This window comes from Streptomyces sp. JJ38 (assembly GCF_019303475.1).
Taxonomy (GTDB): Bacteria; Actinomycetota; Actinomycetes; order Streptomycetales; family Streptomycetaceae; genus Streptomyces.
Genome location: NZ_JABLSI010000034.1, coordinates 33206 through 57449 on the forward strand (window position 1 = coordinate 33206; position 24244 = coordinate 57449).

The following is a 24244-nucleotide window of genomic DNA, read 5'->3' on the forward strand; positions in this document are numbered from 1 at the left end:
CGGCAGGATGGCCGTATGACGCAGGTGATGGCGAAGGGCTCCAACATCGAGTTGCGGGCCGCCACCGTGCAGGCCGTGCTGCGCTGGGCGGGCGCTCCGGCCGGGTTGGACATCGACGCCTCGGCGCTGCTGCTGGGCGCCGACGGCCGCGTCCGGTCCGACGACGACTTCGTCTTCTACAACCAGCCGCGGCATCCCTCCGGGCTCGTGCGCCACCTGGCCAAGACCCGGGAGCCTGAGGGGCTCGCGGACACGGTGGAGGCGGACCTCGCCTCGCTCGACCCGACGGTGGACCGGATCATGCTCACGGCCTCGGCCGACGGAGGCACGTTCGCCGAGGTGTCCGGGGGGCTGCGGCTGCTCGTGCGGGAGTCGGCGGGGATGACGGCCATCGCGTCCTTCGACATCCAGCCGGAGACGGGTTCGGAGACGGCCCTGATCTGCGGCGAGCTCTACCGGCGCGGCGGCGGCTGGAAGTTCCGGGCGCTGGGGCAGGGCTACAGCAGTGGCCTGGTGGGCCTGGCGACGGCGTTCGGCGTCTCCGTGGACGAGGCCGGGGAGGCTGAGCCACAGGCCGAACCGGTGCCGCGGCCCCGGGAGTCCGAGCCGCGGGCCGGGTCGGAGCACGGCACGGTGCCGACGCCACCGCCGGAGCCGGACGTTCCGGAGCCGGAGCCGGTGCCGCCGCCCAGCCCGGAGCCCTCTCCCCCGTCCCCGGGGCCGACCCCCGAGCCGGAGCCGCCGGGCCCGGTACCGCCGCCTCCGCCGCCGGAGCCGCCCGCGTATCCGCCGGTGCCGCCCCAGCAGCCGGGCGCCGGGCACCGCCCGGGTTACGGCTATCCGCAGCCGGTGGGCGGCCCGGCGTTCACCCTGCCCCCGCAGGGTCCGCAGTTCGCTCCCCGGTACGGCTGAGCACGGCCCGAGGCGGCCCGGCCGGGTTCGGCCGGGCCGCCTCGGGCGCTGGGTGAGCGTCAGGCGCGGTACGCCGTCCAGTGCTCGTTCATGCGCACGACCTGCCCCTGCGTGAACTGGTACATGCAGGAGTCGTAGGTGTAGTCCATGAAGTTGTGGATGGGGTCGACGCCCGACTGGCGTCGGCAGGAGTCGCGGCCCTCGGGGCACTCGTAGGCAGCGCTCTTCTCCGCGGCGGTGTCGTCGACGTAGTCGCCCTTGCCGCGGCAGCCGCCCTGGAACGTGTGGTAGAGCCCGAGCCAGTGGCCTACCTCGTGGGTGGCGGTGTCACCCTCGTTGTAGTTGGCCGTGGAGCCGCCGGGCAGGGACGAGTGGAGGAGGACGACGCCGTCGTCCGACGGGTTGCGCTCGTAGGAGCTGGGGAAGGTCGCCCAGCCGAGGAGGCCGTCCGCGTCGGTGGAGTAGATGTTGAGCGACTCGGGGCCGCCCTGGCGCAGGGTGGCCTTCATCTCGGCCTCGGTCTGCGAGCCGTAGCCGGCGCTGAACCAGGCGGCGTTGTCCGTGAAGTCGGTGGCCTGGAGCGAGAACTGGAACGGCGAGGCGGCGTTGCCCTCGCCGACGCCGGCGAACGCGTCGTTGAGCACGTCGATCTGGGCGGCGACGTCCTGCTCGCTGATCCGGCCGGTGTTGCCGTCGTGGATGACGTGCCAGTAGACGGGGATGGTGATGGACGCGGAGGCGGCCATGGCGCCCTGGCGGCCGTCGAGCCGCCGCTCCCCGAGCCGCTTGCGCAGGTCCTTTTCCATGGCCTCGGCCTTGGCTGCGGAGACCTCGTTCGGCTCGACCGCACCGTGCTCAGCGTGCTCGTGGCCGGGGACGGGCTTGCGGGCGTCGCTGTGGGCGCCGGGGGTCTCGACGCAGTCCTCGGCGGCGGGGGCCGCGGCGGCGGTCTGCCCCGGAGCCGTGAGGGGGGTGAAGGCGAGGGCGCCGGCCACGGCGAACGCGGCGGCGAGGGTTCTGCGCGAGCGGGCTGTGCGCAGGGAGCGTGCCATGAGCACTCCTTGTGGGGTAGGGCGCGCGAGGGATTTCCTCGGTGCCGCCCCGGAGGCTATGGCCTGTTCATGTCATCTGGTCAGAACCGAACAGGCCCGATAGAGGAGGGGGTCAAAATGGACACAGAGCAAAGGAGTTACAGCGTGGAAACATCTTGGTGTGGAATTTTCTTGACCGTTGAGCAGTTCACGCCATTTTTGACAGCGCGCCAAACGCACAGCGTGGACATGCCACGCACTCGGTAGCGGCCAGAGAGTGGCTGAAAATCGCCTGTACGGCGACGCGCCTCCATGCAGCACGACGCCGCCCCCGCGGAAGGCTCCGCGGGGGCGGCGTCGTTTGGGCCACGGCGGGCACGGCGTCGGCACGGATGTCAGGGGGCGGACGTTCCAAGAGGTGCGCGAAGGAGCCCAAAGGGGCGGCAGCCGCGGCAGGCGGCCTGCACGGCCCCGGGACAGCGGCAACCGCCCCGGGAGACGGGCGGACGTGCGGCCGCGGGACGCCGGGGCGAGGTCAGCGGCCCGAGGGCGACTTGTAGCCACGCCCCCAGGTCATGCCCCAGCCGTAGAGCCGGTCCAGGTCGGCCTGGAAGCCGTAGACGTAGCGCACCTCCCGGCGGGCCACCAGGTCGCCGTTCCGGTCCCGCTCGATCATCAGCACGGCGCAGGACCGCGCGTCGGGAGCCCGCTCGTCGAGCCCCACCTCCACCTGCGGACCGTTGCTCGGCACGAGCGTGACGACGGCATGCGTGCGGTCGAACGCCGGGGTGCCGTCGTAGATGTAGACGAAGAACAGGAGCCGCTTGATCTCCTCGACGTGGTCGAGGTTGACGTAGATGATCTCGCCGGAGCCGGTGCCGAACCGGTCGTCGCCGCTCAGCTTGACGTACGGCGGCTCGTGCATGGCGCCCAGGAACCCGCCCAGCGGCTGGACGACGCCCTTGGAACCGTCGGTCAGCTCGTACATGCAGGCCAGGTCCAGGTCGACGTTGACCATGCCCTGGGTGTGCGCGTTGACCGGTTCCGGCCTGAGCAGCTGGAGCGGATTGCGCAGGGAGAACCGCCGTCGCGTCCGTTCCTCCAGGTCGGAACTGCGCATCCGCCAGGAGAGGGTGACGCGCAGCGTGCCGCTGTCGGCGCCCTCCTGGGAGAGCGAGACGCGGGGATGCCTGCGCGTCAGCTCCACGGCGTAGCTCATCGGGCCGCCGACGGTGTCGAACTTCGGCCCACGCCCTCGACCGACGCCACTGCGCCAGTGCTCCCACAGGGAGACCATCCCTGCCCCCAATCCCGGTCCCGACTCGTCGAACACGAAGGGGGCGGCCATCCGGTGCGGACGGCCGCCCCGCTCAGAGGCTTCCGCGATCCGGCCGCCGCGACACCCGCCGCGGGCAGCCGGATCGAGCGGTGTTCAGACCCCCGAGGTGACGCGCTTCTCCTGCGAGGGGCTTCCGCCCCCGCCGCCCGTCTCACCGCGGTGCAGACGGTTGTAGCGGACCGAGGACCAGAACGAGAGCCCGATGAGGGTGACCCCGATCAGGCCGGTGATGACCTCGTGGATCTCGTAGCGGATCGTGACGAGCAGGATCGTCGCCAGGGCGCCGATCGCGTAGTGGGCCCCGTGCTCCAGGTACACGTAGTCGTCCAGCGTGCCCTGGCGGACCAGGTACACGGTGACCGAACGGACGTACATCGCGCCGATACCCAGACCCAGCGCCATCCAGAAGATGTTGTTGGTGATCGCGAACGCGCCGATGACGCCGTCGAAGGAGAAGGAGGCGTCGAGCACTTCGAGGTACAGGAAGAGGAAGAACGCCGCCTTGCCGCCGACCCCCAGGGCGGTGACCTTCTTCCCGGAGCGGCGGGCGGCCTCCTCGGCCTCGTGTTCGCGCTCCTCGTCCTCCTCCAGCTTGTTCTCGAAGAATCCGGAGAGCCCGCCGACGATGAGGTAGGTGATCAGACCGGCGATCCCGGAGAGCAGCACCGTCGTCGTCTTGTCCGCGTGGCCGGCGTACTGGTGGGCGTGCGGGGCGAGCGCGGTGGCCGAGGCGAGGAGGGCGATCAGGGCCAGGCACACCGACAGCGCGTTGACGCCGCTCAGCCTGCTGAGGGGGCGCTCCAGCCAGCCGACCCACCGGTGCTCCCGCTCGTCGAACAGGAACTCCAGGAAGATCATGAGCAGGAACATGCCACCGAAGGCGGCGATCGACGGATGCGCGTCCGTGACCATCTGCTCGTAGGTGTCCGGCTCGCTGATCGCGAGGTCCACGGCCTCGAAGGGACCCACACCCGCCGTGATGGCGACGATGGCCACGGGGAAGACGAGCCGCATGCCGAACACGGCGATGAGAATGCCGATGGTGAGGAAGATCTTCTGCCAGAAGGCGTTCATCTTCTTCAGCACACCGGCGTTCACGACGGCGTTGTCGAAGGAGAGCGAGATCTCCAGGATCGAGAGGATCGCGACGACGGCGAACCCCTTCCAGCCCCAGAAGAAGGCCGCGAAGGCCAGGCCCGCGGCGGTCACGCCGAAGGACCACCCGAAGGTTCTCAGAACCACTGCTTACCCAATCTGTCGCACGGAGGTCTTCCGTGCCAGCCTCTAGGCCCGAGCACGGCTCACGGTCCGCGGCCCGGAACGCGTGAGGTTCACGCCGAAGTGTAGGAGGGCACCGCGAGGGGGTGACGCCTGCCCCGGGCAGCGGGGACGCGGCACCCCGGGCCGCGGTGCCCACCGCGGCGTGAGCGTCGGGGCCGGGCGCGTCAGACGTTGACGCCGAAGTCCTGGGCGATGCCCCGCAGGCCGGAGGCGTAGCCCTGGCCGATGGCGCGGAACTTCCACTCGGCGCCGTGCCGGTAGAGCTCGCCGAAGACCATGGCCGTCTCGGTGGAGGCGTCCTCGGTGAGGTCGTAGCGGGCCAGCTCCTTGCCGTCCGCCTGGTTGACCACGCGGATGTAGGCGTTGCGCACCTGGCCGAAGCTCTGCTGCCGCGTCTCGGCCTCGTAGATCGAGACCGGGAAGACGATCTTCTGCACGTCGGCCGGGACGCCGGCGAGGTTCACCTTGAGCGCCTCGTCGTCCCCGTCGCCCACGCCCGTGGTGTTGTCACCGGTGTGCTCGACGGAGCCGTCCGGGCTGGTGAGGTTGTTGAAGAAGACGAAGTGCTGGTCGCTGAGGACCTTGCCCTGGCCGTCGGCCAGCAGGGCGCTCGCGTCGAGGTCGAAGTCGGCGCCCGTGGTGGTGCGGGCGTCCCAGCCCAGGCCCACCAGGACGGCCGACAGGTTGGGGGCTTCCTTGGTCAGCGAGACGTTGCCGCCCTTGCTGAGGCTGACTCCCACGCGTCCTCCAGAGGTGCGAGGCCGGGAGTTCCACCCCGGCCGCTGTCGATGGGGTTTCGGGTTGGTGGCCGGCTCGGCGGGGGCCGACCGGGACCGGGTGCCGTCTGAGACGACAACGATCCGGGGGCCGGTGCCGGTTCCCGTGCCGCCGAGGGCGGCAACGATCCGGGAACCGGCCTACGGCTCGGGGGGCCGTCAGCCCTGGGCGATGGCGTCCAGGGCGCGGACGTACTCCTGGAGGTCGCGCGCGTCGGGCAGACCGTTGACCACGGTCCAGCGGACGGCGCCCTCCTTGTCGATGATGAAGGTGCCGCGCACCGCGCAGCCCTTCTCCTCGTCGAAGACCTCGTAGGCCCGGGAGACGTCGCCGTGCGGCCAGAAGTCCGACAGCAGCGGGTAGCCGAGCTGCTCCTGCTCGGCGAAGACGCGCAGGGCGAACGGCGAGTCGTTGGAGACGGCGAGGAGCTGCACGTCGTCGTTGACGAAGCGCGGGAGCTCGTCGCGCAGGGCGCACAGCTCACCGGTGCACACACCGGTGAAGGCGAACGGGTAGAACATCAGGACGACGTTCTTCTTCCCGCGGAAGTCGCTGAGGGAGACCGTCTCGCCGTGCTGGTTCTTGAGCTGGAAGTCCGGGGCCTTGGTGCCGACCGCGATGGCCATGGGGCGTGATCCTCCGATGGGAGAAGACGATGGAACGTGCCTCGCCACACCCTATGCCCTGTGCCGCACGTTCCCCCGTCCCGCCCGGTGCGGGCCGGGGGGACGGGGGGAACGAGGGCTGCGGCGCCGGCCGGGGCTCAGCCCTTGCCGGCGCGGCTCGTCTTCGGGGTGACCAGCCGGCTGCCCGTCCAGTCCATACCGACGTTCATGGGCTTCGTCTGCTGGAGGCCCGCCGTCTGCACCGCCTCGCCGATCTCGCTCGCCTCGACGTAGCCGTCCCGGCCCGTCTTCGGCGTCATGAGGCAGATCGGTGCCCCGTCGTCGACCAGCGAGATGGCGTCCACCAGCGCGTCCGTCAGGTCGCCGTCGTCCTCGCGGAACCACAGCAGCACGGCGTCGGCCAGGTCGTCGTACTCCTCGTCGACCAGCTCGGTGCCCGTGACGGCCTCGATGGCCTCGCGAAGTTCCTGCTCGGTGTCCTCGTCGTAGCCGAGCTCCTGGACCACCTGCCCGGGCTGGAAACCCAGCCTTGCGGCGGGGTTGGTCCGCTCCTCCGCGTGGTCCGCGGTCGCGCTCACGGATTGCCTCCTGTCTTGGTTCCTACGTCATGGGCCCCCGCGAGTACGCGAGGTACTTGGCCGTAGTCCACACGTGCGGGGCGGATCGCGCAAGTACCTGGCCGTTCAGTCGGCCCAAACGGTGACGTGTCGCCGCAGTTCGGACAGCGACAACGACACCGGACGGCGGCGGGGGCGGCCGAGAGTCCGGCTCGACCGGCCCTCCGGGGACCCGATAGGCCACGCTTGCTCCCCTACCCGCTCATCAGCGAAGCAAGACCCCCGTGGGCGTATCGTTGCGATTTGGCCGACCGGTGCGGCCGGCCGCGGCCGCCGACGCGGCGCCCGGCGCGGGAACCTACCGGTTACCTCCGAGTAGAGGTGACGTGGACGGGCCCGCGATGGACGATGGAGTCGGCGCGACACCAGCAGTGCACTACCGAGCAGCGAAGGAACAGCGTGGCTTCCGCATCCGATCGCAACCCGATCATCATTGGCGGCCTTCCCAGCCAGGTCCCGGACTTTGATCCCGAGGAGACCCGGGAGTGGCTCGACTCGCTCGACGCGGCCGTCGACGAGCGGGGCAGGGAACGTGCCCGCTATCTCATGCTCCGGCTCATCGAGCGCGCCCGCGCCCGCCGGGTGGCTGTGCCGGAGATGCGCAGCACGGACTACGTCAACACCATCGCCACCAAGGACGAGCCGTTCTTCCCCGGGAACGAGGAGATCGAGCGCAAGGTCCTGAACGCCACCCGCTGGAACGCGGCCGTCATGGTCTCGCGCGCCCAGCGTCCGGGCATCGGGGTCGGCGGCCACATCGCCACCTTCGCCTCCTCCGCCTCCCTCTACGACGTGGGCTTCAACCACTTCTTCCGGGGCAAGGACGAGGGCGACGGCGGAGACCAGGTCTTCTTCCAGGGCCATGCCTCCCCGGGCATCTACGCCCGCGCCTTCCTGCTGGACCGGCTCACCGAGGCCCAGCTCGACGGCTTCCGGCAGGAGAAGTCGGCCTTCCCGAACGGCCTGTCGAGCTACCCGCACCCGCGCTCCATGCCGGACTTCTGGGAGTTCCCGACGGTCTCCATGGGCCTCGGCCCGATCGGCGCGATCTACCAGGCGCGGATGAACCGCTACATGGAGGCGCGCGGCATCGCCGACACCTCCCGCTCCCACGTCTACGCCTTCCTCGGCGACGGCGAGATGGACGAGCCGGAGTCGCTCGGCCAGCTCTCGTTGGCGGCCCGGGAGGGGCTGGACAACCTCACGTTCGTCGTCAACTGCAACCTGCAGCGGCTCGACGGGCCGGTGCGCGGCAACGGCAAGATCATCCAGGAGCTGGAGTCGCAGTTCCGCGGGGCCGGCTGGAACGTCATCAAGCTGATCTGGGACCGCTCCTGGGACCCGCTGCTGGCCCAGGACCGGGACGGCGTGCTGGTCAACCGGCTCAACACCACGCCCGACGGCCAGTTCCAGACGTACGCGACCGAGACCGGCGCCTACATCCGCGAGCACTTCTTCGGCGACGACCACCGGCTGCGGGCCATGGTCGAGGACATGACCGACGACCAGCTCCTCCACCTGGGCCGCGGCGGCCACGACCACCGCAAGGTGTACGCGGCGTTCAAGGCGGCCAGGGAGCACAAGGGCCAGCCGACGGTCATCCTGGCGCAGACGATCAAGGGGTGGACGCTGGGGCCCAACTTCGAGGGCCGCAACGCCACCCACCAGATGAAGAAGCTGACGGTCGACGACCTCAAGCACTTCCGCGACCGGCTGCACCTCCCGATCGCCGACAAGGACCTGGAGGACGGCCCGCCGCCCTACTACCACCCCGGCCGGGACTCCGAGGAGATCCAGTACATGCACGACCGCCGCCACTCCCTGGGCGGCTACGTGCCGACCCGGGTGGTGCGGGCGAAGCCGCTCGCCCTGCCCGGCGAGGAGGCCTACGCGGCGCTGAGGAAGGGCTCGGGCAACCAGCAGGTCGCCACGACGATGGCCTTCGTCCGGCTGCTGCGGGACCTGATGAAGGACAAGGAGATCGGCAAGCGGTTCGTGCCGATCGCCCCGGACGAGTACCGCACGTTCGGCATGGACTCGCTCTTCCCCACGGCCAAGATCTACAGCCCGCTGGGGCAGACGTACGAGTCGGTGGACCGCGAGCTGCTGCTCGCCTACAAGGAGACGCCGACCGGGCAGATGCTGCACGACGGCATCTCCGAGGCGGGCTGCGCGGCCTCGCTGATCGCGGCGGGCTCGGCGTACGCGACGCACCACGAGCACCTGATCCCGGTCTACGTCTTCTACTCGATGTTCGGGTTCCAGCGCACCGGTGACCAGTTCTGGCAGATGGCCGACCAGCTCGCCCGGGGCTTCGTCCTCGGGGCGACCGCCGGGCGGACCACCCTCACGGGTGAGGGGCTACAGCACGCCGACGGTCACTCCCAGCTGCTGGCGTCGACGAACCCCGCGTGCGTCGCCTACGACCCGGCGTTCGGCTTCGAGATCGCGCACATCGTCAGGGACGGGCTGCGGCGGATGTACGGGGAGGAGTCGGAGGACGTCTTCTACTACCTCACCGTCTACAACGAGCCCATCCACCAGCCCGCCGAGCCCGAGGGCGTGGACGCCGAGGGCATCCTGCGCGGCCTGTACCGCTACCGGGCCGGGGAGCGCGGCCAGCAGCCGGCCCAGATCCTCGCCTCGGGCGTGGCGATGGGGTGGGCGCTGGAGGCCCAGCGGATCCTCGCCGAGGACTGGGGCGTGCGGGCGGACGTCTGGTCGGCCACGTCGTGGAACGAGCTGCGGCGGGACGCGGTCGCGGCCGAGGAGCACAACCTCCTGCACCCGGAGGAGGAGCAGCACGTGCCCTACGTGACCCGCGCCCTGCGGGACGCGGAGGGCCCGGTCGTGGCCGTCTCGGACTGGATGCGCTCCGTTCCGGACCAGATCGCCCGCTGGGTGCCGGGGACGTACCAGTCGCTCGGTGCGGACGGCTTCGGTTTCGCCGACACCCGCGGCGCGGCGCGCCGGTTCTTCCACATCGACGCGCAGTCGATCGTGCTCGCGGTGCTCACGGAGCTGGCACGGGCCGGCCAGGTGGACCGCTCGGCGCTGAAGCAGGCCATCGACCGGTACCAGCTCCTGGACGTGCGGGCGGCCGACCCGGGTTCGGCCGGCGGGGAGGCGTAGTCCCCCGCCCGGGAGGCCCGCGCCGGGGCGCGAGCCAGCGGGCGCGCCGGTCAGCACGTTCCCGGCGCCCTCCGCGGGGCGCGGCGCGCGGCCCCCGGTGCCCCCACGCGGTGGGGGCACCGGGGGCCGTTCCCGTACCCTGAGCTGCTCGAACACTCAGGAGGTGCCACCGTGACGGGACTGCGCGAGCGCAAGAAACAGCGCACCCGGGACGCGTTGCTGCGGGCGGCGAACGAGCTGTTCGTCTCGCGCGGGTACGAGGAGACGACGGTCGACGAGATCGCCGCCGCCGTGGACGTCTCCCAGCGCACGTTCTTCCGCTACTTCTCGGGCAAGGACGAGGCGGCGTTCGCGATCCAGATGATGGTCGAGGAGCGCTACATCGAGGCCCTGCGGGCGCGTCCGGCGCACGAGGCCCCGGTCGTCGCACTGCGCCAGGCCGTCGAGGACGGCTGGAACGGCATCAGCGAGGCGATCGAGCGCATCGTGCCCATCGAGCTGCACATGCGCATGTGGCACCAGATCGAGACGACACCGGTACTCACGGCCTCACACATGCGGCGCTCGCTGGAGATGGAGCAGCGGCTGGCGCAGATCATCGCCGACCGGGAGGGGCTCGATCCACGCACCGACCCGCGGCCCCGGGTGCTGGTCGCCGCCTTCTCGGCGGTCATACACGTCGCGATGCACCAGTGGGCACAGGGCGAGGAGGTGACCCTCGAGAGCGCCCGGCAGGATGCGCGGCGCTGCCTGGACGAGCTGAACCCGGAGCTGTTCGCCGAGTGGGGCGGCACGCGTGCCGCCGCGGAACCGCGACGGATCTGCCGTTCCCGCCGACGGCGGTGACCACGGGCTTCGCGGCCCTCCCAAACGTGAGGTACGTCACGGAGTCTCATGATCACGCCGTGGCGTCTTCTAGGGTGTGGCTCCAGTGACGTCCCTTTCGCACCCGCACACTCCGGCCGCCGGCACCCCGGCCGCCGAGCCGTCCGCCGACGGCGCCTCGGGCGGCTTCACGCTCTCGCGCTTCCTGCTGGCCGTGGCCGTCGTCTTCGTGCTGCTGGTGACGACGGGCTGGACGGCCCGGCAGATGCAGAACGGGACCCCCAGCGCCCGGACCGCGGCACTGGCGGCCTGGGAACAGGGCACCATCGCGGGCCGTGACCTGCCCGACGTCGACGCCGCCCCGGCGCGGGTCGCCGCGTTCTTCGACGCGCTCACCCCCGGGCAGCGGCGGCGGCTGGCCGACCGGCACTCCCTGGTGGTGGGGAACCTGAACGGCGTCCCCGTGCGGCTGCGCTACCGGGCCAACCGGGTCGCGCTGACGGAGGCCGCCGAGCGGGAGCGCCGCCGTCACGCCGACGAGCAGCTGAGCCCGACGGGCCGGCACGCCGCGGGGCGCAGGATGCACCGGTTCGACTCGATGCTGGAGGAGGGGCGGCAGATCCTGGCCTTCGACCCGACCGGACTCGGCCGGGCCGCGGAGGTCTTCGGCGATCTGGAGCGGGCGGAGCGGATCTCGGTCGTGGTGCCGGGGGCCGACGTGGACCTGCTGACCTTCGAGCGCACCCGGATGAAGTACACGGCACCGGCCGGGATGGCCGAGGCGCTGCACGAGGAGCAGCGGGCGGCCGCACCGGCGATGCGGACGGCGACGATCGCCTGGGCGGACTACACGGCACCCCGGGGGACCAGCGTGGACACCGCGACCGGGGAGCTGGCCCGGGCGGGGGCGGAGCGGCTCCTCGACCTGCTGTCCGTCCTGCCGGGCGAGGGCGGGGTCGCGCTGCTGTGCCACAGCTACGGGTCGGTCGTGTGCGGGGTGGCCGCGCCCGACGTGCCGGGCCGGGTCACCGACGTCGCGGTCGCCGGCAGCCCCGGGGTACGGGCCGGCTCGGCCCGTGACCTGGGCCGGGAGGTCCGGGTGTGGGCGATGCGCACGTCCGACGACTGGATCGGCGACGTCCCGCATCTGAGCCTCGGCGGCCTGGGCCACGGCCCCGACCCGATGTCGGAGTCGTTCGGCGCGCGACGGCTGACGACGGATGGCGCCGAGGGGCACACGGGCTACTTCGTGCCGGGCACCGGCAGCCTGGAGAACCTGGCCGCCGTCGGAACCGGGGCCTACCGTTCCGCTGAACTGCGCTGATTCCGCCGTGCGGCACACAGGACGGGCGGGCTCCCGCCGCTTACGATGGGCCACATGGGTGATGTGCTGGCCGGAATCCACTCCGCCTGGGAGTTCGACACCGACTCCGTGCTCATCCGCTTCGAACGGGGGATTCGCACGCCGAAACTGTTCCAGGTACTCCGTGAGCGCCGCGTGCCGTACGCGGCGCTGGCCGGCGTGGAGCTGAGCCCCGGCGCGCGGCGGGGCACGGTGGCGCTCCGGGCGGTGCTGCGCGAGGGGGCGGACCCGCTGCTGGAGGCAGCGGCGGGCCAGCTCAGGACGGGCTGCGACCCGTACCGGCTGGTCCTTCCGGCCGAGCGCGAGGCGCTGGCCGCCTCCTACGCCACGGAGCTGCGCGGCGTGCTGACCCCGGACGCCGGCCACCCCGCCGACGAGCACCTGGTGCGGGCGCCCGAGCCGCCGCTGCAGTTCAAGGCGTACGACGGCAAGGCGGCGTTCGACGGCACGACGGTCTCCTTCCGCTGGTTCTGGACCGGGGCCTCCTCGGCGAAGTGGAAGGCCGGGGACCAGTTCTTCGACGTGAGCGAGCTGGAGGGGGTGGAGTGGCGCTCGCCGGAGGTGCTCGGCGGCCACCTCCGGCTGCTGCGACGCGCCGAGGAGGGCCGGGACGTCCGCCCCGGCGAGCCCGACCAGGACCCGACCGCCGTCGTCTTCGGGCTCGGGTACGGGCTGGTGCACGAGTCGCTGCCGCTGGCCGCCGCGGTGCTGGCCGCCGTCCGGGCCGAGCGGGGCGCGGAGCGGGAGCAGCGGGCCGCGGGCGCCCGGGGCCGCTCCGGGGCCCGGAGCGCGGGGGCGCCGGGCGCGCTGCGGTCCGACCCGGCCGACATCGCCGAGCGCATACGCCACCTCGGCCGGCTGCACGAAGCGGGCCTGCTCACGGACGAGGAGTTCTCCGTGAAGAAGGCGGATCTGCTCGCCGAGCTGTGAGACCCGCGCCGCGCCGCGCCGTGGCCGCTCGCGCGGCCCCGGCGCCCCCTTGGGCGGGGCTACTCGCGCCCGGCGCTGGTGAACGCCATGTCCGCGTACCGGTCCCCGGCGACGTGGGCGGCCAGCGGCTCCAGCTCGGCCAGCTCGGCCGCCGTCAGCTCGACGTGCGCGGCCGCGGTGTTCTCCGTCACGCGCTCGGCCCGCCGGGTGCCGGGTATGGGCACGACGGTCAGCCCGTGGACCGTCGCCTGCCGGTGCACCCAGGCCAGGGCGACCTGCCCGGGGGTGAGGCCGCGGCGGGCGGCGATGGCCCGCAGCGGCTCCAGCAGCGCGGCGTTGGCGGTGGCGTTGTCCCCGTTGAAGCGCGGCAGGGTGCGGCGGAAGTCGTCGCTGGTCAGCTCCTGGTCGGCGCGGACGAAGGAGCCGGTGAGGAAGCCGCGGCCCAGCGGGGAGTACGGCACGAAGGCGACGCCCAGCTCGCGGGCGGCGGGCACGGCGGTGCGCTCGACATCGCGGCTGAACACGGACCACTCGGACTGCAGGGCGGCGATGGGGTGGACGGCGTGCGCGGCACGCAGTTCGGGGCCGGTGACCTCGCTGAGGCCCAGGGCCCGCACCTTGCCCTCGGCGACGAGCTCGGCCATCGCCCCGACGGTCTCCTCGATGGGCGTCCCCGGGTCGCGGCGGTGCAGGTAGTAGAGGTCGATGACGTCGACGCCCAGCCGCCGCAGGCTGCCCTCGACGCAGGCGCGCAGGTAGGCGCGGTCGTTGCGGATGCCGCGGGCCGACGGATCGTCGCGGTCGAGCACGATGCCGAACTTGGTGGCGAGGACGATGTCGTCGCGGTGGGCCCGGACGAAGGGGGCGAGGAACTCCTCGTTCGCGCCGAAGCCGTACATGTCGGCGGTGTCGAAGAGGGTGACGCCGCGTTCGAGGGCACGGGCGAGGGCGGCTTCGGCCTGGGCGGCGTCGGTGGGACCGTAGGCGAAGCTCATGCCCATGCAGCCGAGGCCCTGGACGCCGACGGCGAGCCCGCCGCCGAGCTGGACGCGGGGCATCGGGGGCTGCTCGGTGGCCTCGGCTGGCTGCGGGGTTTCGGGGTTCATCGGTCGGTTCCCTGCCTCTCCTGCGGGCCCTGCCGGGCACCGGCGTAGATGTCGATCTTGAAGTCGAGCACGGCGAGCGTGTCCTGGAGTTCGGCGACCCGGCGCCGGACGTCGGCGCGGGTCGCGACGAGCAGCTCCAGGCGCTCGGCGTAGGTGTGGGCGCCCGCCCGGACCAGCTCCGCGTAGCGGACCATGTCGGCCACGGGCATCCCGGTCAGCCGGAGCTTGCCCACCAGCGAGACCCAGTCGAGGTCCCGGTTGGTGAAGCGGCGCTGCCCGGTGTGGGAGCGGTCGATGTGCGGCATCAGGCCGATCCGCTCGTACCAGCGCAGGGTGTGGGCGCTCAGGCCGGTCAGCGCGGCGACCTCGCTGATGGTGTAGCGGTCGGTGCCGTCGGGGCGTGGGTGCGGGATGTCGTCGGCCAGGCAGGGGCGACCCCGGGCTGCCGGGCCGTCGGGCACGGCGCCCGCCGCGGCGTCGGGCGCGGCGTCGGGTGCGGCGTCGGGTGCGGCGTCCGGCACGGCGTCGGGTGCGGCGTCCTGGGTGGTCTTTTCCGGGTCCAGCACGGTCATGAACGGAACGCTAGGACCTTGGAGTGCACTCCAGGCAAGCGTGTTCGGACCCGTCCCGTAACCTCGGTGCCATGGACAGCCTGCGGATGATCGACAACTGGCCGGTGACGACGGCGGCGGCCGTGGTGGTGCGGGGCGACGGCACGGTGGCCGGCGGCCACGGCCCGACCGGGCACCGGTTCGCGCTGGCCTCCGTGACGAAGCCGCTCACCGCCTACGCCGCGCTCGTCGCCGTCGAGGAGGGCGCGGTCGAGCTGGACGAACCGGCCGGCCCCCGAGGCTCGACGGTGCGGCACCTGCTCGCGCACACCTCGGGGCTCGCGTTCGACGAGCACCGCGTCATGGCGGAGCCCGGCACTCGCAGGATCTACTCCAACGCCGGTTTCGAGGTCCTCGGCGACCACATCGAGAAGGCGGCGGACATCCCGTTCGCCGAATACCTCCGGCAGGCCGTGCTGGAGCCGCTGGGCATGGCCGCCACCGAACTGAACGGAACGCCCGCCGCGGCGGCCGTCTCCACCGCCGACGACCTCGCCCGGTTCGCGGCGGAGCTGCTCTCCCCGACGCTGGTCGCCCGGCAGACGCACGCTGAGGCGACGAGCGTGGCCTTCCCCGGGCTGCGCGGCGTGCTGCCCGGCTACGGCAACCAGTCCCCCAACGACTGGGGGCTCGGCATGGAGATCCGCGGCGACAAGTCCCCGCACTGGACGGGGGCTTCCTCCTCCCCCGCCACCTTCGGCCACTTCGGGCAGGCGGGCACCTTCCTGTGGGTGGACCCGCGGGCCGGTGCGGCCTGCGTGGCCCTGGCCGACCGGGACTTCGGGGAGTGGGCGGTCGAGGCCTGGCCGCCCTTCACCGACGCCGTGCTGGCCGAGCTGGGCTGAGCTCCCCCGGGGAAATCACCCGAACGTGTCGCTCCGCGGGAGCCGTGCGGCCTCGGGCGCGGCGCGCGGCCTCACCCGTAGGACGGTTCGGCGTGCATCTCCCACACCAGCAGCTCCGCCCCGGTGGGCCCGGCCGTCGCCACGAGCCCCTCGGCGCCCTTGACGCGCGCGGCGTCGGCCGCGGCGAGCCAGGAGCCCTCCAGCTCCAGGCTGCCCCGCACCACCTGGAGGTAGGTCCAGGGGGCCGCGGGCAGGACGGTGTGCCGCCGGGCGGGCAGCCGGCGCACGTGCAGGACGGCCTGGGAGCGGTCCAGCGCGTAGGGGGTGCCGTCGGCGATGCCGCGGACGACGTCGTACTCGGGGGTGCCGCCGAAGGTGTCGGGTACCAGCCACATCTGCCAGAACCGCAGCGGGCCCGAGCCCTCGTTGCGCTCGGTGTGCCGTACGCCCGCGCCCGCGCTCAGCCGCTGCAGGTCGCCGGGGCGCACGAGGGTGCGGTGCCCGGCGGAGTCCGTGTGCGTGAGCTCGCCGTCCGTCACCCAGGTGACGATCTCCAGGTCCCGGTGGGGGTGCTCGGCGAAGCCCGCTCCGGCGGCCAACCGCTCCTCGTTGCAGGCGACGAGCAGCCCGAAGCCCGTGTTGTCGGGGTCGTAGTGGCCGGAGAAGGAGAAGGCGTGCCGGGTGTCGATGCCCGCCGCGGCGTCCCCGCCCCGGTACCGGTCGGCCGCTCTGCGCACGTCAAGCATGCGGTCAACCGTACTGGCCGCGGTGGGGGCCGGAGGGCCCGGTCCCGGGACCGCGGACCGATAAGGCAGGCTTGTCCCGTGCCCGAACCTGCTGAGATCCCGCCGAACCACCTGTCCGACCACCCGCACGCCGCCACGCTGCGGCGGCTGCAGCAGCACTCCGGCAAACTGGCCGCCGCCGCCATCGCGCGCATGGACGAGCAGCTGTCCTGGTACCGGGCGATGCCGCCGGAGAACCGTTCGTGGATCGGGCTGGTCGCGCAGGCGGGCATCGCGGCGTTCACCGAGTGGTTCCGGCATCCGGAGACCCCGCGGGCCATCAGCACGGACGTGTTCGGCACAGCCCCGCGGGAGCTGACCCGGGCGGTCACCCTGCGGCAGACGGTGGAGATGGTCCGCACCACGATCGAGGTCGTGGAGAGCGCCATCGACGAGGTGGCCGCGCCCGGCGACGAGGCCGTCCTGCGCGAGGCCCTCCTCGTCTACGCGCGGGAGATCGCCTTCGCCACCGCCCAGGTGTACGCGCAGGCCGCCGAGGCGCGGGGCGCCTGGGACGCGCGGCTGGAGTCGCTCGTGGTGAACGCGGTGCTGTCCGGCGAGGCGGACGAGGGCGCGGTCTCGCGGGCCGCGGCCCTGGGGTGGAACTCCCCCGACCACGTGTGCGTGGTCCTGGGCAACGCGCCGGACGGGGACAGCGAGCTGACGGTCGAGGCCATCCGCCGGGCCGCGCGGTACGCCAAGCTGCAGGTGCTGACCGGGGTGCTGGGGAGCCGGCTGGTCGTCGTCGCGGGAGGCTGCGAGGACCCGCTGAAGGCCGCCAAGTCGCTCATCGGGCCGTTCGCCGCCGGTCCCGTGGTGGCCGGTCCCGTCGTCGACGATCTCCTCTCGGCGCCGCGTTCGGCGCGGGCGGCGGCGGCCGGGCTGCGGGCCGCCGCGGCGTGGCCGGACGCGCCGCGTCCGGTGCTCGCGGACGATCTCCTGCCCGAGCGCGCGATGGCCGGCGACCCCACGGCGCGGGAGCTGCTGGTGGAGGAGATCTACAGACCGCTGGAGGAAGCCGGCTCGGCGCTCCTGGAGACGCTGAGCGTGTACCTGGAGCAGGCGAGCAGCCTGGAGGGCGCCGCCCGGATGCTCTTCGTGCACCCCAACACCGTGCGCTACCGGCTGCGACGTGTGACTGACGTCACCGGATGGTCGCCTTCCGACGTACGATCCGCGTTCACTCTGCGTATCGCGCTGATTCTGGGGCGTCTCGCCGAACGGACATCATCAGCGCGTCCTTGACGTGCGCCTTTGTACGAGGTCCACAATTCCCCACACCGTTCTTCGTCTCGGTCCCCACCGGCGGGGACCTTCGTCCTCAAGAGAAAGTGGAAGGGTGCTCGTACTCGTCGCTCCCGGCCAAGGCGCCCAGGCGCCCGGCTTCCTGAATCCCTGGCTCGAACTGCCCGGCGTTCCGGACCTGCTGAAGCAGTGGTCCGAGATCACCGGTCTCGATCTCGTGCGCTACGGCACCGAGGCGGACGCGGAGGAGATCCGCGACACGGCCGTCGCCCAGCCGCTGCTGGTCGCCGCCGGGCTGGTGTCCACCCGGGCCCTCCTGGAGGGCACCGACCCCGGGCGCCTCGGCGCCGTCGCGGGCCACAGCGTCGGTGAGCTGACCGCCGCCGCGACGGCCGGTGTGCTGTCGGACGACGACGCCATGGCGATCGTGACGCGGCGGGGCCAGGCCATGGCCGAGGCCGCGGCCGTCACCGAGACCGGGATGTCCGCGGTGCTCGGCGGGGACGCCGACGTCGTCGTGGCGCACCTGGAGAAGCTCGGACTCACGCCCGCGAACATGAACGGGGCCGGCCAGATCGTCGCGGCCGGAACCGCGGAGCAGCTCGCCGCGCTCGCCGCCGACAAGCCCGAGAAGGCCCGGGTGCGCGAGCTCAAGGTGGCGGGCGCGTTCCACACCCACCACATGGCACCGGCGGTGAGCGCCCTGGAGCGGGCCGTGGCGGATGTCGCCGTCGGCACGCCGTCGCCGCGCCTGGTGTCCAACCGGGACGGGCAGGTCGTCACGGACGGCCCGGACTTCGTGCGGCGCCTGGTGGGCCAGGTGGCCAGCCCCGTCCGCTGGGACCTGTGCATGGAGACGTTCCGCGAGCTGGGCGTCACGGCGCTGATCGAGGTGTGCCCCGGCGGGACCCTGACGGGGCTGGCCAAGCGCGCCCTGCCCGGCGTCACGACCCTGGCGCTCAAGACCCCCGAGCAGCTCGACGCAGCACGTGAACTGATCGCCGAGCACGGCACCGCCGAATAGGAGCACCGAGCCCATGCCCGCGAAGATCAAGCCCGCCCAGGGCTCCCCGTACGCGCGTGTCGTCGGCGTCGGCGGTTACCGCCCGACGCGCGTCGTGCCGAACGAGGAGATCCTCCGGCACATCGACTCCTCCGACGAGTGGATCAGGTCCCGCTCCGGCATCGCCACCCGGCACTGGGCCGGTCCGGACGAGACCGTCACCGAGATGACGCTGCACGCGGCGGGCAAGGCCATCGCGGACGCGGGGCTGACCCCCGAGCAGATCGGCGCCGTGATCATCTCCACCGTCTCGCACTTCAAGCAGACGCCGTCGGTGGCCACCGAGATCGCACACCGGCTGGGCGCCACCGGGGCGGCGGCCTTCGACATCTCCGCCGCCTGCGCGGGCTTCGGCTACGGTCTGACCATCGCCAAGGGTCTGATCGTCGAGGGCAGCGCGCGGCACGTCCTCGTCGTCGGCGTCGAGCGGCTCTCGGACCTCACCGACCTGACGGACCGCTCCACCGCCTTCCTCTTCGGGGACGGCGCGGGCGCGGTCGTCGTCGGCCCGTCCGACACCCCGGCCATCGGGCCGACGGTCTGGGGCTCCGAGGGCGACAAGCACGACACCATCACGCAGACCGTCCCGTGGGACGTCTACCGCGAGGGCACGCCGGAGAAGTACCCCGCGATCCGCCAGGAGGGCCAGACGGTCTTCCGGTGGGCCGTCTTCGAGATGGCCAAGGTCGCCCAGCAGGCGCTGGAGGCGGCCGGGGTCACCCCCGGTGACCTGGACGTCTTCATTCCGCACCAGGCCAACATGCGGATCATCGACTCGATGGTGAAGACCCTCAAGCTGCCGGAGCACGTCACCGTCGCCCGGGACGTGGAAACCACCGGCAACACCTCGGCCGCCTCGATTCCGCTCGCCATGGAGCGGCTGCTGGCGACCGGGAAGGCCAAGAGCGGCGACACGGCGCTCGTCATCGGCTTCGGGGCGGGTCTCGTGTACGCGGCGACGGTCGTTACGCTCCCCTAGTCGGTTACCCCGGCCGGTCGCCAGACCGGCCACTCTTTACCGCAACACATCAGCGCAAACAGCAGAAGGAGCGCCCAACATGGCCGCCACGCAGGAAGAGATCGTCAAGGGTCTCGCCGAGATCGTCAACGAGATCGCCGGTATCCCCGAGGAGGACGTCGAGCTCGGCAAGTCCTTCACCGACGACCTGGACGTCGACTCGCTGTCGATGGTCGAGGTCGTGGTCGCCGCCGAGGAGCGCTTCGACGTCAAGATCCCGGACGACGACGTCAAGGAGCTGAAGACCGTCGGCGACGCCGTCAACTACATCCTCAAGCACCAGGACTGAGTCCCGCTCGTTATGCGTGTGTCGCCACCCGGGTCTGCCGGGTGGCGGGTCACAACCCCTACCCGTGGAGACAGGAATTCCGTGAACACGACCAATCGCACCGTGGTCGTCACCGGTATCGGCGCAACCACACCGCTGGGTGGCGACAGCGCATCGACCTGGCAAGGTCTGCGAGACGGCCGGTCCGGCGTCTCGCCCATCGACGCTGACTGGGCCGCCGACATGCCCGTCCGCATCGCCGCCCAGGCGGCCGTCGACCCGACCGACGTGCTGCCCCGCCCGCAGGCCCGCAGGCTGGACCGCTCGGCGCAACTGGCCCTCGTCGCCAGCCGTGAGGCCTGGGCTGACGCGGGCTTCGAGGGCCGGGCCGGCGAGCCCGGTGCCGCGGTGGACCCGGCCCGTGTGGGCGTGGTCGTCGCCTCCGGCATCGGCGGCGTGACCACGCTGCTCGACCAGTACGACGTGCTGCGGGAGAAGGGCGCCCGACGCGTCTCCCCGCACACCGTCCCGATGCTCATGCCCAACGGCCCGTCGGCGAACGTGAGCCTGGAGGTGAACGCCCAGGCGGGCGTGCACGCGCCGGTGAGCGCGTGTGCCTCGGGTGCCGAGGCCATCGGCTACGGCATCGAGATGATCCGCGCCGGCCGCGCCGACATCGTCGTCGCCGGGGGCACCGAGGCGTGCATCCACCCGCTGCCCGTCGCCGCCTTCGCCAACATGATGGCGATGTCCAAGAACAACGAGGCGCCCGAGCAGGCCTCCCGCCCCTACGACACCGCACGCGACGGCTTCGTCATGGGCGAGGGCTCGGGGCTCGTGGTGCTGGAGTCCGCCGAGCACGCGGCGCGGCGCGGCGCGCGGGTGTACTGCGAGGCCGTGGGCCAGGGGCTGTCGGCGGACGCGCACCACATCGCCCAGCCCGAGCCGACCGGCCGGGGTATCGCCGCGGCCCTGCAGCACCTGCTGGACAGCACGGACCTCGCCCCGGAGCAGTGCGTGCACGTCAACGCGCACGCCACCTCCACGCCGCAGGGTGACGTCGCCGAGATCAAGGCCCTGCGCAAGGTGCTCGGCGAGAAGCTGGACCAGGTGGCGATCTCCGCCACCAAGTCGATGACCGGACACCTGCTGGGCGGGGCCGGCGGCGTCGAGACGGTGGCCACCGTGCTCGCGCTGTACCACCGCACGGCTCCGCCGACGATCAACATCGACGAGCTGGACCCGGAGGTGGACGCGGACATCGTGCGCGGCTCGGCCCGGGCACTCCCCGAGGGCACGATCGCCGCCGTCAACAACTCCTTCGGCTTCGGCGGCCACAACGTCGTCCTGGGATTCCGCACGGTCTGACCGCGGCGGCGGCACCGGAGGGGCCGGAGAACACGGGGAAGGGGCCACACCTTCGGGTGTGGCCCCTTCCCCGTGGGCCCGGCCCCTCCGGGCTCCCGGCAGGTCCGCGCCGGAGGCGCGGGGCTGGCAGGAGCGGCCCCGGAACAGGGCGCGTGCCCGTCGTCGTCACGCGTCGGCCGTCGGCCCGTCGGCGTCCTCGTCGTCAGACGACCTGGTGCAGCCAGCGCACCGGGGCGCCCTCGCCGGCGTGGCGGAAGGTCTCCAACTCGTCGTCCCAGGGCTGGCCCAGCAGCCTGGACACCTCCTCGGCCAGGTCCGTCTCGCCCCGCGCCGCGCGCTCCATCGCGGCCCGCAGCCGGTCCTCGGGGATCAGGATGTCACCGTGCGGGCCCGTGACCGCGTGGAAGATCCCGAGCTGCGGGGTGGAGCTGTAACGTTCGCCCTCGGCTCCCGCGCAGGGCTCGGCCGTCACCTCGAAGCGCAGCAGGTGCCAGCCTCTGAGGGCGGAGGCCAGCTTGGAGGCCGAGGCCGGATCGCCCTGCCAGCTCAGCTCGGCCCGCCAGGTGCCGGGAACCGCGGGCTGTTTGATCCAGTCGAGGCTGACGCGGGTGCCGAGCACACCGGCCACCGCCCATTCGACGTGCGGGCACAGCGCGCGCGGCGCGGAGTGCACATAGAGAACGCCACGTGTTGTCACCGGGACCTCCCGTGCGGTTCGAAGTCCGCCGCCTGCCATTGTTCCCCATCAGCAACGTGGCCACCAGCTTCTGGGTTACGAACAGTAAACACCATAGGCGATCATTCTTCTCAAAACGGACGACATATGACGTGCCGTAAGTGTCGCAGCACTGATCGCTTGCGTTCCCCCGACGGGAAGGTCACCGCCCCCTCCGGCGGCACCGGTGCGTCGCGTACCGTCGGGGAAAACGGTGGGAAGCATCGCGGAACGAGGGCTGCTGATGACGCGTGGGACACGGCACCGGCGTGGACGCACGGGCCGGGCGGGCATGGTCGCCGCGGCACTCGCCCTGCTCCTGGGCGCGAGCGCGTGTACGTCCGAAGCACCGTCAACCGAGGAGAGCGACACCCGAAAGAGCTACGTGGAACGGAGCCCGTCGCCGAGTCCGACGCCCACCTGGGACACCAGTCCGGATTCGATAGCGGCGCTCGGCGACTCCATCACCACGGGCTTCGACGCCTGCTCACTGCTGACCGACTGCCCGGAGGTGTCCTGGGCGACGGGCACCTCACCGGAGGTGAACAGCCTCGCCGACCGGCTTCTGACGGACCCCGAGGGCCGTACGTGGAACTACGCGGTGGCCGGTTCCGTGATGGCCGACCTGCCGGGGCAGGCCGCACAGGCCGCGGCGCACCGGCCGGATCTGGTCACCGTGCTGATCGGGGCCAACGACGCCTGCGCCGACGACGTGGCCGGGATGACGCCCACCGACACGTTCCGGGCGGATTTCCAGGCCGCTCTGCGCACGCTTGAGGAGAAGTCGCCCTCGACCCAGGTGTACGTCGCGAGCGTGCCCGACCTGCGGCGGCTGTGGTCCGTGGGCCGGGACAACTCCCTGGCCGCCCGCATCTGGCAGTTCGGCATCTGCCCGACGATGCTGCGCGACCCGGCCGCCGTGGACGAGGCGGCGACCGCGCGGCGCCAGCAGGTCTCGGACCGCGTCGACGCGTACAACGACGTGCTCCGCGAGGTCTGCGCCGCCGCCGAGCGCTGCCGGCACGACGGCGGGGCCGTGCACGACTACCGCTTCACGCTGCGCGAGGTGAGCGGCTGGGACTGGTTCCACCCCGGCAAGCGGGGCCAGGCCGTGCTGGCGGAGCTGGCCTACACCGGGGTGACGTCGCCTCAGCAGCCCGGTGCCGGGAGCCGGTAGCCCAGCCCGGGAGCCGGTAGCCCAGTCCGGGGGTCGGTAGCACGACCCGGGTGCCGGGCCGCGGAGGGCTCGTGGGCCGGGCGAAGGATGGCCGGAAGCCGACGGTCGGCCCGTACCCGTGTGCGGGGCCGACGCACAATGGTCCGCGTGAGTCCGCCCGTCCGCACCGCACGCGCCGTCGTCGTCGACAAGCCCGGAGCACATCGGCTGGTGAGCGGGCCGGTGGCCGAACCGGCCTTCGGCGAGGTACGGATCGCGGTCACCGCGGCCCTCGTGAACACGGCCGACCGCGCACTCTACGCGGGCACGGCCGCCGGCTGGCCCGACCCCTACCCCGTCACCCCCGGTGGCGAGTGGTCGGGCACGGTGGAGGCGATCGGCGAGGGAGTGGCGGCCGGCCTGCTCGGCCGGAAGGCCGTCGGCGAGCGGGCGCCCGGCGGCTGTCTCGCCTGCGCCCGCTGCCGGGAGGACGAACCGCACCTGTGCTCGGAGCCCTCCGGCCGTCCGGGCGCCGGGGCGTTCGCCGATGTGCTGAACCTCCCGGCCCGGCTGCTGCACGTCCTGCCCGACGACGCCGACCTGCGGGCCGCCGCCCTGCTGGGGCGGGCCGCGGTGGCGGCCACCGCCGTGCTGGCCGCCATGCCCGTCCCCGGGGAGCGGGCGGCCGTGGTCGGGGCGGGGCCGCTCGGGCTGCTGACGGTGCAGCTGCTGGCCGCCTCCGCCCCCCGAGAGCTGGTGGCCGTGGACCCCCGAGCGCTCGCCGGTGAACGGGCCCTCGCGCTGGGCGCGGACCGCGCGGCGTGCCCCTCGGAGGCGGCGGAACTGTACGGCCGCTGCGACCTGGTGGTGGAGACGGCCGGGGAGGCGGAGAGCGCGTTCGACGCCTGCCTGCTCGCCCGGCGCGGCGGCCGGGTGCTGCTCGCGGCGCCCCCGGAGCCGGGCGGCGCCCGCGGCCTGGACCCGGCACGGCTGCTGGAGCAGGCGCTGACCGTGCGGTGCACCCCCGGTGCCACGTCGGCGGCCTGGGCCCATGCCGTGCGCGCCTTCCGGCTGGGCCGGCTCAGCTCCGCGCCTCTGGTCAGCCACGAGTTCGGGCTCGCGGACTTCGACGCCGCGATGGAGACGGCCACGGCCCGGGCCCCCGGTACGGGAGCCGTTCTGCTGCGGCCCTGACAGAGCCCCGGCAGACGGCGAGGGCCGCCACGGCGAT

Annotated in this window: 23 protein-coding genes; 13 read left to right on the forward strand and 10 right to left on the reverse strand. The window is 72.6% G+C overall.

Going from position 1 to position 24244, the window contains the following annotated elements:
* The first annotated feature begins 15 nt into the window (after positions 1–15).
* Positions 16–912, forward strand: a complete 897-nt coding sequence (locus HPT28_RS18570; protein ID WP_219092256.1) for a TerD family protein — start codon at positions 16–18, stop codon at positions 910–912.
* A 59-nt stretch (positions 913–971) separates the two neighbouring features.
* On the opposite strand, the gene HPT28_RS18575 is transcribed toward HPT28_RS18570, so the two are convergent.
* The 6 genes from HPT28_RS18575 to HPT28_RS18600 form a co-directional block, all read right to left on the reverse strand.
* The gene (locus HPT28_RS18575; protein WP_219092257.1) at positions 972–1964 is read right to left on the reverse strand and encodes a zinc metalloprotease; all 993 of its coding nucleotides are present in this window, start codon (positions 1962–1964) and stop codon (positions 972–974) included.
* 514 nt (positions 1965–2478) lie between these two features.
* The gene (locus HPT28_RS18580) at positions 2479–3240 is read right to left on the reverse strand and encodes a Tellurium resistance (protein ID WP_219092258.1); all 762 of its coding nucleotides are present in this window, start codon (positions 3238–3240) and stop codon (positions 2479–2481) included.
* A gap of 135 nt (positions 3241–3375) precedes the next feature.
* Positions 3376–4524: a DUF475 domain-containing protein gene (locus HPT28_RS18585; RefSeq protein WP_219092259.1), complete on the reverse strand. Its 1149-nt coding sequence runs from the start codon at positions 4522–4524 to the stop codon at positions 3376–3378.
* Positions 4525–4727: 203 nt separating this feature from the next.
* Complete coding sequence (locus tag HPT28_RS18590; RefSeq protein ID WP_219092260.1) at positions 4728–5303, reverse strand: TerD family protein; 576 nt, start codon at positions 5301–5303, stop codon at positions 4728–4730.
* A gap of 195 nt (positions 5304–5498) precedes the next feature.
* Positions 5499–5966, reverse strand: a complete 468-nt coding sequence (locus tag HPT28_RS18595; RefSeq protein ID WP_219092261.1) for a peroxiredoxin — start codon at positions 5964–5966, stop codon at positions 5499–5501.
* Between the two features lie 137 nt (positions 5967–6103).
* Positions 6104–6544, reverse strand: a complete 441-nt coding sequence (locus tag HPT28_RS18600; RefSeq protein ID WP_219092262.1) for a DUF3052 domain-containing protein — start codon at positions 6542–6544, stop codon at positions 6104–6106.
* 438 nt (positions 6545–6982) lie between these two features.
* On the opposite strand from HPT28_RS18600, the gene aceE reads away from it, so the two are divergent.
* The 4 genes from aceE (at position 6983) to HPT28_RS18620 (ending at position 12833) form a co-directional block, all read left to right on the forward strand.
* Positions 6983–9715: a pyruvate dehydrogenase (acetyl-transferring), homodimeric type gene (gene aceE, locus HPT28_RS18605; protein WP_219092263.1), complete on the forward strand. Its 2733-nt coding sequence runs from the start codon at positions 6983–6985 to the stop codon at positions 9713–9715.
* Positions 9716–9886: 171 nt separating this feature from the next.
* On the forward strand, positions 9887–10561 hold the full coding sequence (locus HPT28_RS18610) for a TetR family transcriptional regulator (RefSeq protein ID WP_219092264.1): 675 nt from the start codon (positions 9887–9889) through the stop codon (positions 10559–10561).
* An 85-nt stretch (positions 10562–10646) separates the two neighbouring features.
* Entirely contained in the window at positions 10647–11864 is a 1218-nt protein-coding gene (locus HPT28_RS18615; protein WP_374226984.1) for an alpha/beta hydrolase, read from the forward strand.
* Between the two features lie 54 nt (positions 11865–11918).
* Positions 11919–12833, forward strand: coding sequence for a DUF4429 domain-containing protein (locus HPT28_RS18620; RefSeq protein ID WP_219092265.1), 915 nt, complete (start codon positions 11919–11921; stop codon positions 12831–12833).
* Between the two features lie 59 nt (positions 12834–12892).
* Here the strand turns inward: HPT28_RS18620 and HPT28_RS18625 are convergent, their stop codons facing one another.
* Both HPT28_RS18625 and HPT28_RS18630 read right to left on the reverse strand, forming a co-directional pair.
* A complete protein-coding gene (locus tag HPT28_RS18625; RefSeq protein ID WP_374226985.1) occupies positions 12893–13939 on the reverse strand; it encodes an aldo/keto reductase in 1047 nt (348 codons plus the stop codon).
* Positions 13936–14511 carry a MerR family transcriptional regulator gene (locus HPT28_RS18630; protein ID WP_219092266.1) on the reverse strand — a complete coding sequence of 192 codons (576 nt, stop codon included), beginning with the start codon at positions 14509–14511 and terminating at the stop codon, positions 13936–13938. Before HPT28_RS18630 ends, HPT28_RS18625 begins: the two co-directional genes overlap by 4 nt.
* 71 nt (positions 14512–14582) lie before the next feature.
* On the opposite strand from HPT28_RS18630, the gene HPT28_RS18635 reads away from it, so the two are divergent.
* Positions 14583–15395: a serine hydrolase gene (locus tag HPT28_RS18635; RefSeq protein WP_219092267.1), complete on the forward strand. Its 813-nt coding sequence runs from the start codon at positions 14583–14585 to the stop codon at positions 15393–15395.
* Positions 15396–15466: 71 nt separating this feature from the next.
* Here HPT28_RS18635 and HPT28_RS18640 read toward each other — a convergent pair whose 3' ends face one another.
* Positions 15467–16141 carry a pirin family protein gene (locus tag HPT28_RS18640; RefSeq protein WP_219092268.1) on the reverse strand — a complete coding sequence of 225 codons (675 nt, stop codon included), beginning with the start codon at positions 16139–16141 and terminating at the stop codon, positions 15467–15469.
* Between the two features lie 78 nt (positions 16142–16219).
* Between HPT28_RS18640 and HPT28_RS18645 the strand changes: the two genes are divergently transcribed.
* The 5 genes from HPT28_RS18645 to HPT28_RS18665 all read left to right on the forward strand — a co-directional run bounded on the left by HPT28_RS18645 (position 16220) and on the right by HPT28_RS18665 (position 21142).
* Entirely contained in the window at positions 16220–17425 is a 1206-nt protein-coding gene (locus HPT28_RS18645) for a CdaR family transcriptional regulator (protein ID WP_219092269.1), read from the forward strand.
* A gap of 94 nt (positions 17426–17519) precedes the next feature.
* On the forward strand, positions 17520–18449 hold the full coding sequence (locus HPT28_RS18650) for an ACP S-malonyltransferase (RefSeq protein ID WP_219092270.1): 930 nt from the start codon (positions 17520–17522) through the stop codon (positions 18447–18449).
* Between the two features lie 13 nt (positions 18450–18462).
* A complete protein-coding gene (locus HPT28_RS18655; RefSeq protein WP_219092271.1) occupies positions 18463–19467 on the forward strand; it encodes a ketoacyl-ACP synthase III in 1005 nt (334 codons plus the stop codon).
* 79 nt (positions 19468–19546) lie between these two features.
* Complete coding sequence (locus HPT28_RS18660; RefSeq protein ID WP_219092272.1) at positions 19547–19795, forward strand: acyl carrier protein; 249 nt, start codon at positions 19547–19549, stop codon at positions 19793–19795.
* An 81-nt stretch (positions 19796–19876) separates the two neighbouring features.
* Positions 19877–21142 (forward strand): beta-ketoacyl synthase, encoded by a 1266-nt coding sequence (locus HPT28_RS18665; protein ID WP_219092273.1) that lies wholly within the window; start codon positions 19877–19879, stop codon positions 21140–21142.
* A 202-nt stretch (positions 21143–21344) separates the two neighbouring features.
* Here the strand turns inward: HPT28_RS18665 and HPT28_RS18670 are convergent, their stop codons facing one another.
* On the reverse strand, positions 21345–21839 hold the full coding sequence (locus HPT28_RS18670; RefSeq protein WP_219092274.1) for a DUF3145 domain-containing protein: 495 nt from the start codon (positions 21837–21839) through the stop codon (positions 21345–21347).
* Between the two features lie 262 nt (positions 21840–22101).
* Between HPT28_RS18670 and HPT28_RS18675 the strand changes: the two genes are divergently transcribed.
* Both HPT28_RS18675 and HPT28_RS18680 read left to right on the forward strand, forming a co-directional pair.
* Positions 22102–23034, forward strand: a complete 933-nt coding sequence (locus HPT28_RS18675) for an SGNH/GDSL hydrolase family protein (protein WP_219092275.1) — start codon at positions 22102–22104, stop codon at positions 23032–23034.
* A gap of 147 nt (positions 23035–23181) precedes the next feature.
* Positions 23182–24207 (forward strand): alcohol dehydrogenase catalytic domain-containing protein, encoded by a 1026-nt coding sequence (locus HPT28_RS18680; RefSeq protein ID WP_308119356.1) that lies wholly within the window; start codon positions 23182–23184, stop codon positions 24205–24207.
* The last annotated feature ends 37 nt before the right edge of the window (positions 24208–24244 follow it).

Bases quoted from the DNA above. Each gene is read 5' to 3' on its own strand.
- HPT28_RS18575 (WP_219092257.1), bottom strand. From the start codon at position 1,964: ATGGCACGCTCCCTGCGCACAGCCCGCTCGCGCAGAACCCTCGCCGCC.
- HPT28_RS18635 (WP_219092267.1), top strand. From the start codon at position 14,583: ATGGACAGCCTGCGGATGATCGACAACTGGCCGGTGACGACGGCGGCG.
- HPT28_RS18625 (WP_374226985.1), bottom strand. From the start codon at position 13,939: ATGAACCCCGAAACCCCGCAGCCAGCCGAGGCCACCGAGCAGCCCCCG.
- HPT28_RS18580 (WP_219092258.1), bottom strand. From the start codon at position 3,240: ATGGTCTCCCTGTGGGAGCACTGGCGCAGTGGCGTCGGTCGAGGGCGT.
- HPT28_RS18655 (WP_219092271.1), top strand. From the start codon at position 18,463: ATGCCCGCGAAGATCAAGCCCGCCCAGGGCTCCCCGTACGCGCGTGTC.
- HPT28_RS18630 (WP_219092266.1), bottom strand. From the start codon at position 14,511: ATGACCGTGCTGGACCCGGAAAAGACCACCCAGGACGCCGCACCCGAC.
- HPT28_RS18570 (WP_219092256.1), top strand. From the start codon at position 16: ATGACGCAGGTGATGGCGAAGGGCTCCAACATCGAGTTGCGGGCCGCC.
- HPT28_RS18620 (WP_219092265.1), top strand. From the start codon at position 11,919: ATGGGTGATGTGCTGGCCGGAATCCACTCCGCCTGGGAGTTCGACACC.
- HPT28_RS18675 (WP_219092275.1), top strand. From the start codon at position 22,102: ATGACGCGTGGGACACGGCACCGGCGTGGACGCACGGGCCGGGCGGGC.
- HPT28_RS18640 (WP_219092268.1), bottom strand. From the start codon at position 16,141: ATGCTTGACGTGCGCAGAGCGGCCGACCGGTACCGGGGCGGGGACGCC.
- HPT28_RS18660 (WP_219092272.1), top strand. From the start codon at position 19,547: ATGGCCGCCACGCAGGAAGAGATCGTCAAGGGTCTCGCCGAGATCGTC.
- HPT28_RS18595 (WP_219092261.1), bottom strand. From the start codon at position 5,966: ATGGCCATCGCGGTCGGCACCAAGGCCCCGGACTTCCAGCTCAAGAAC.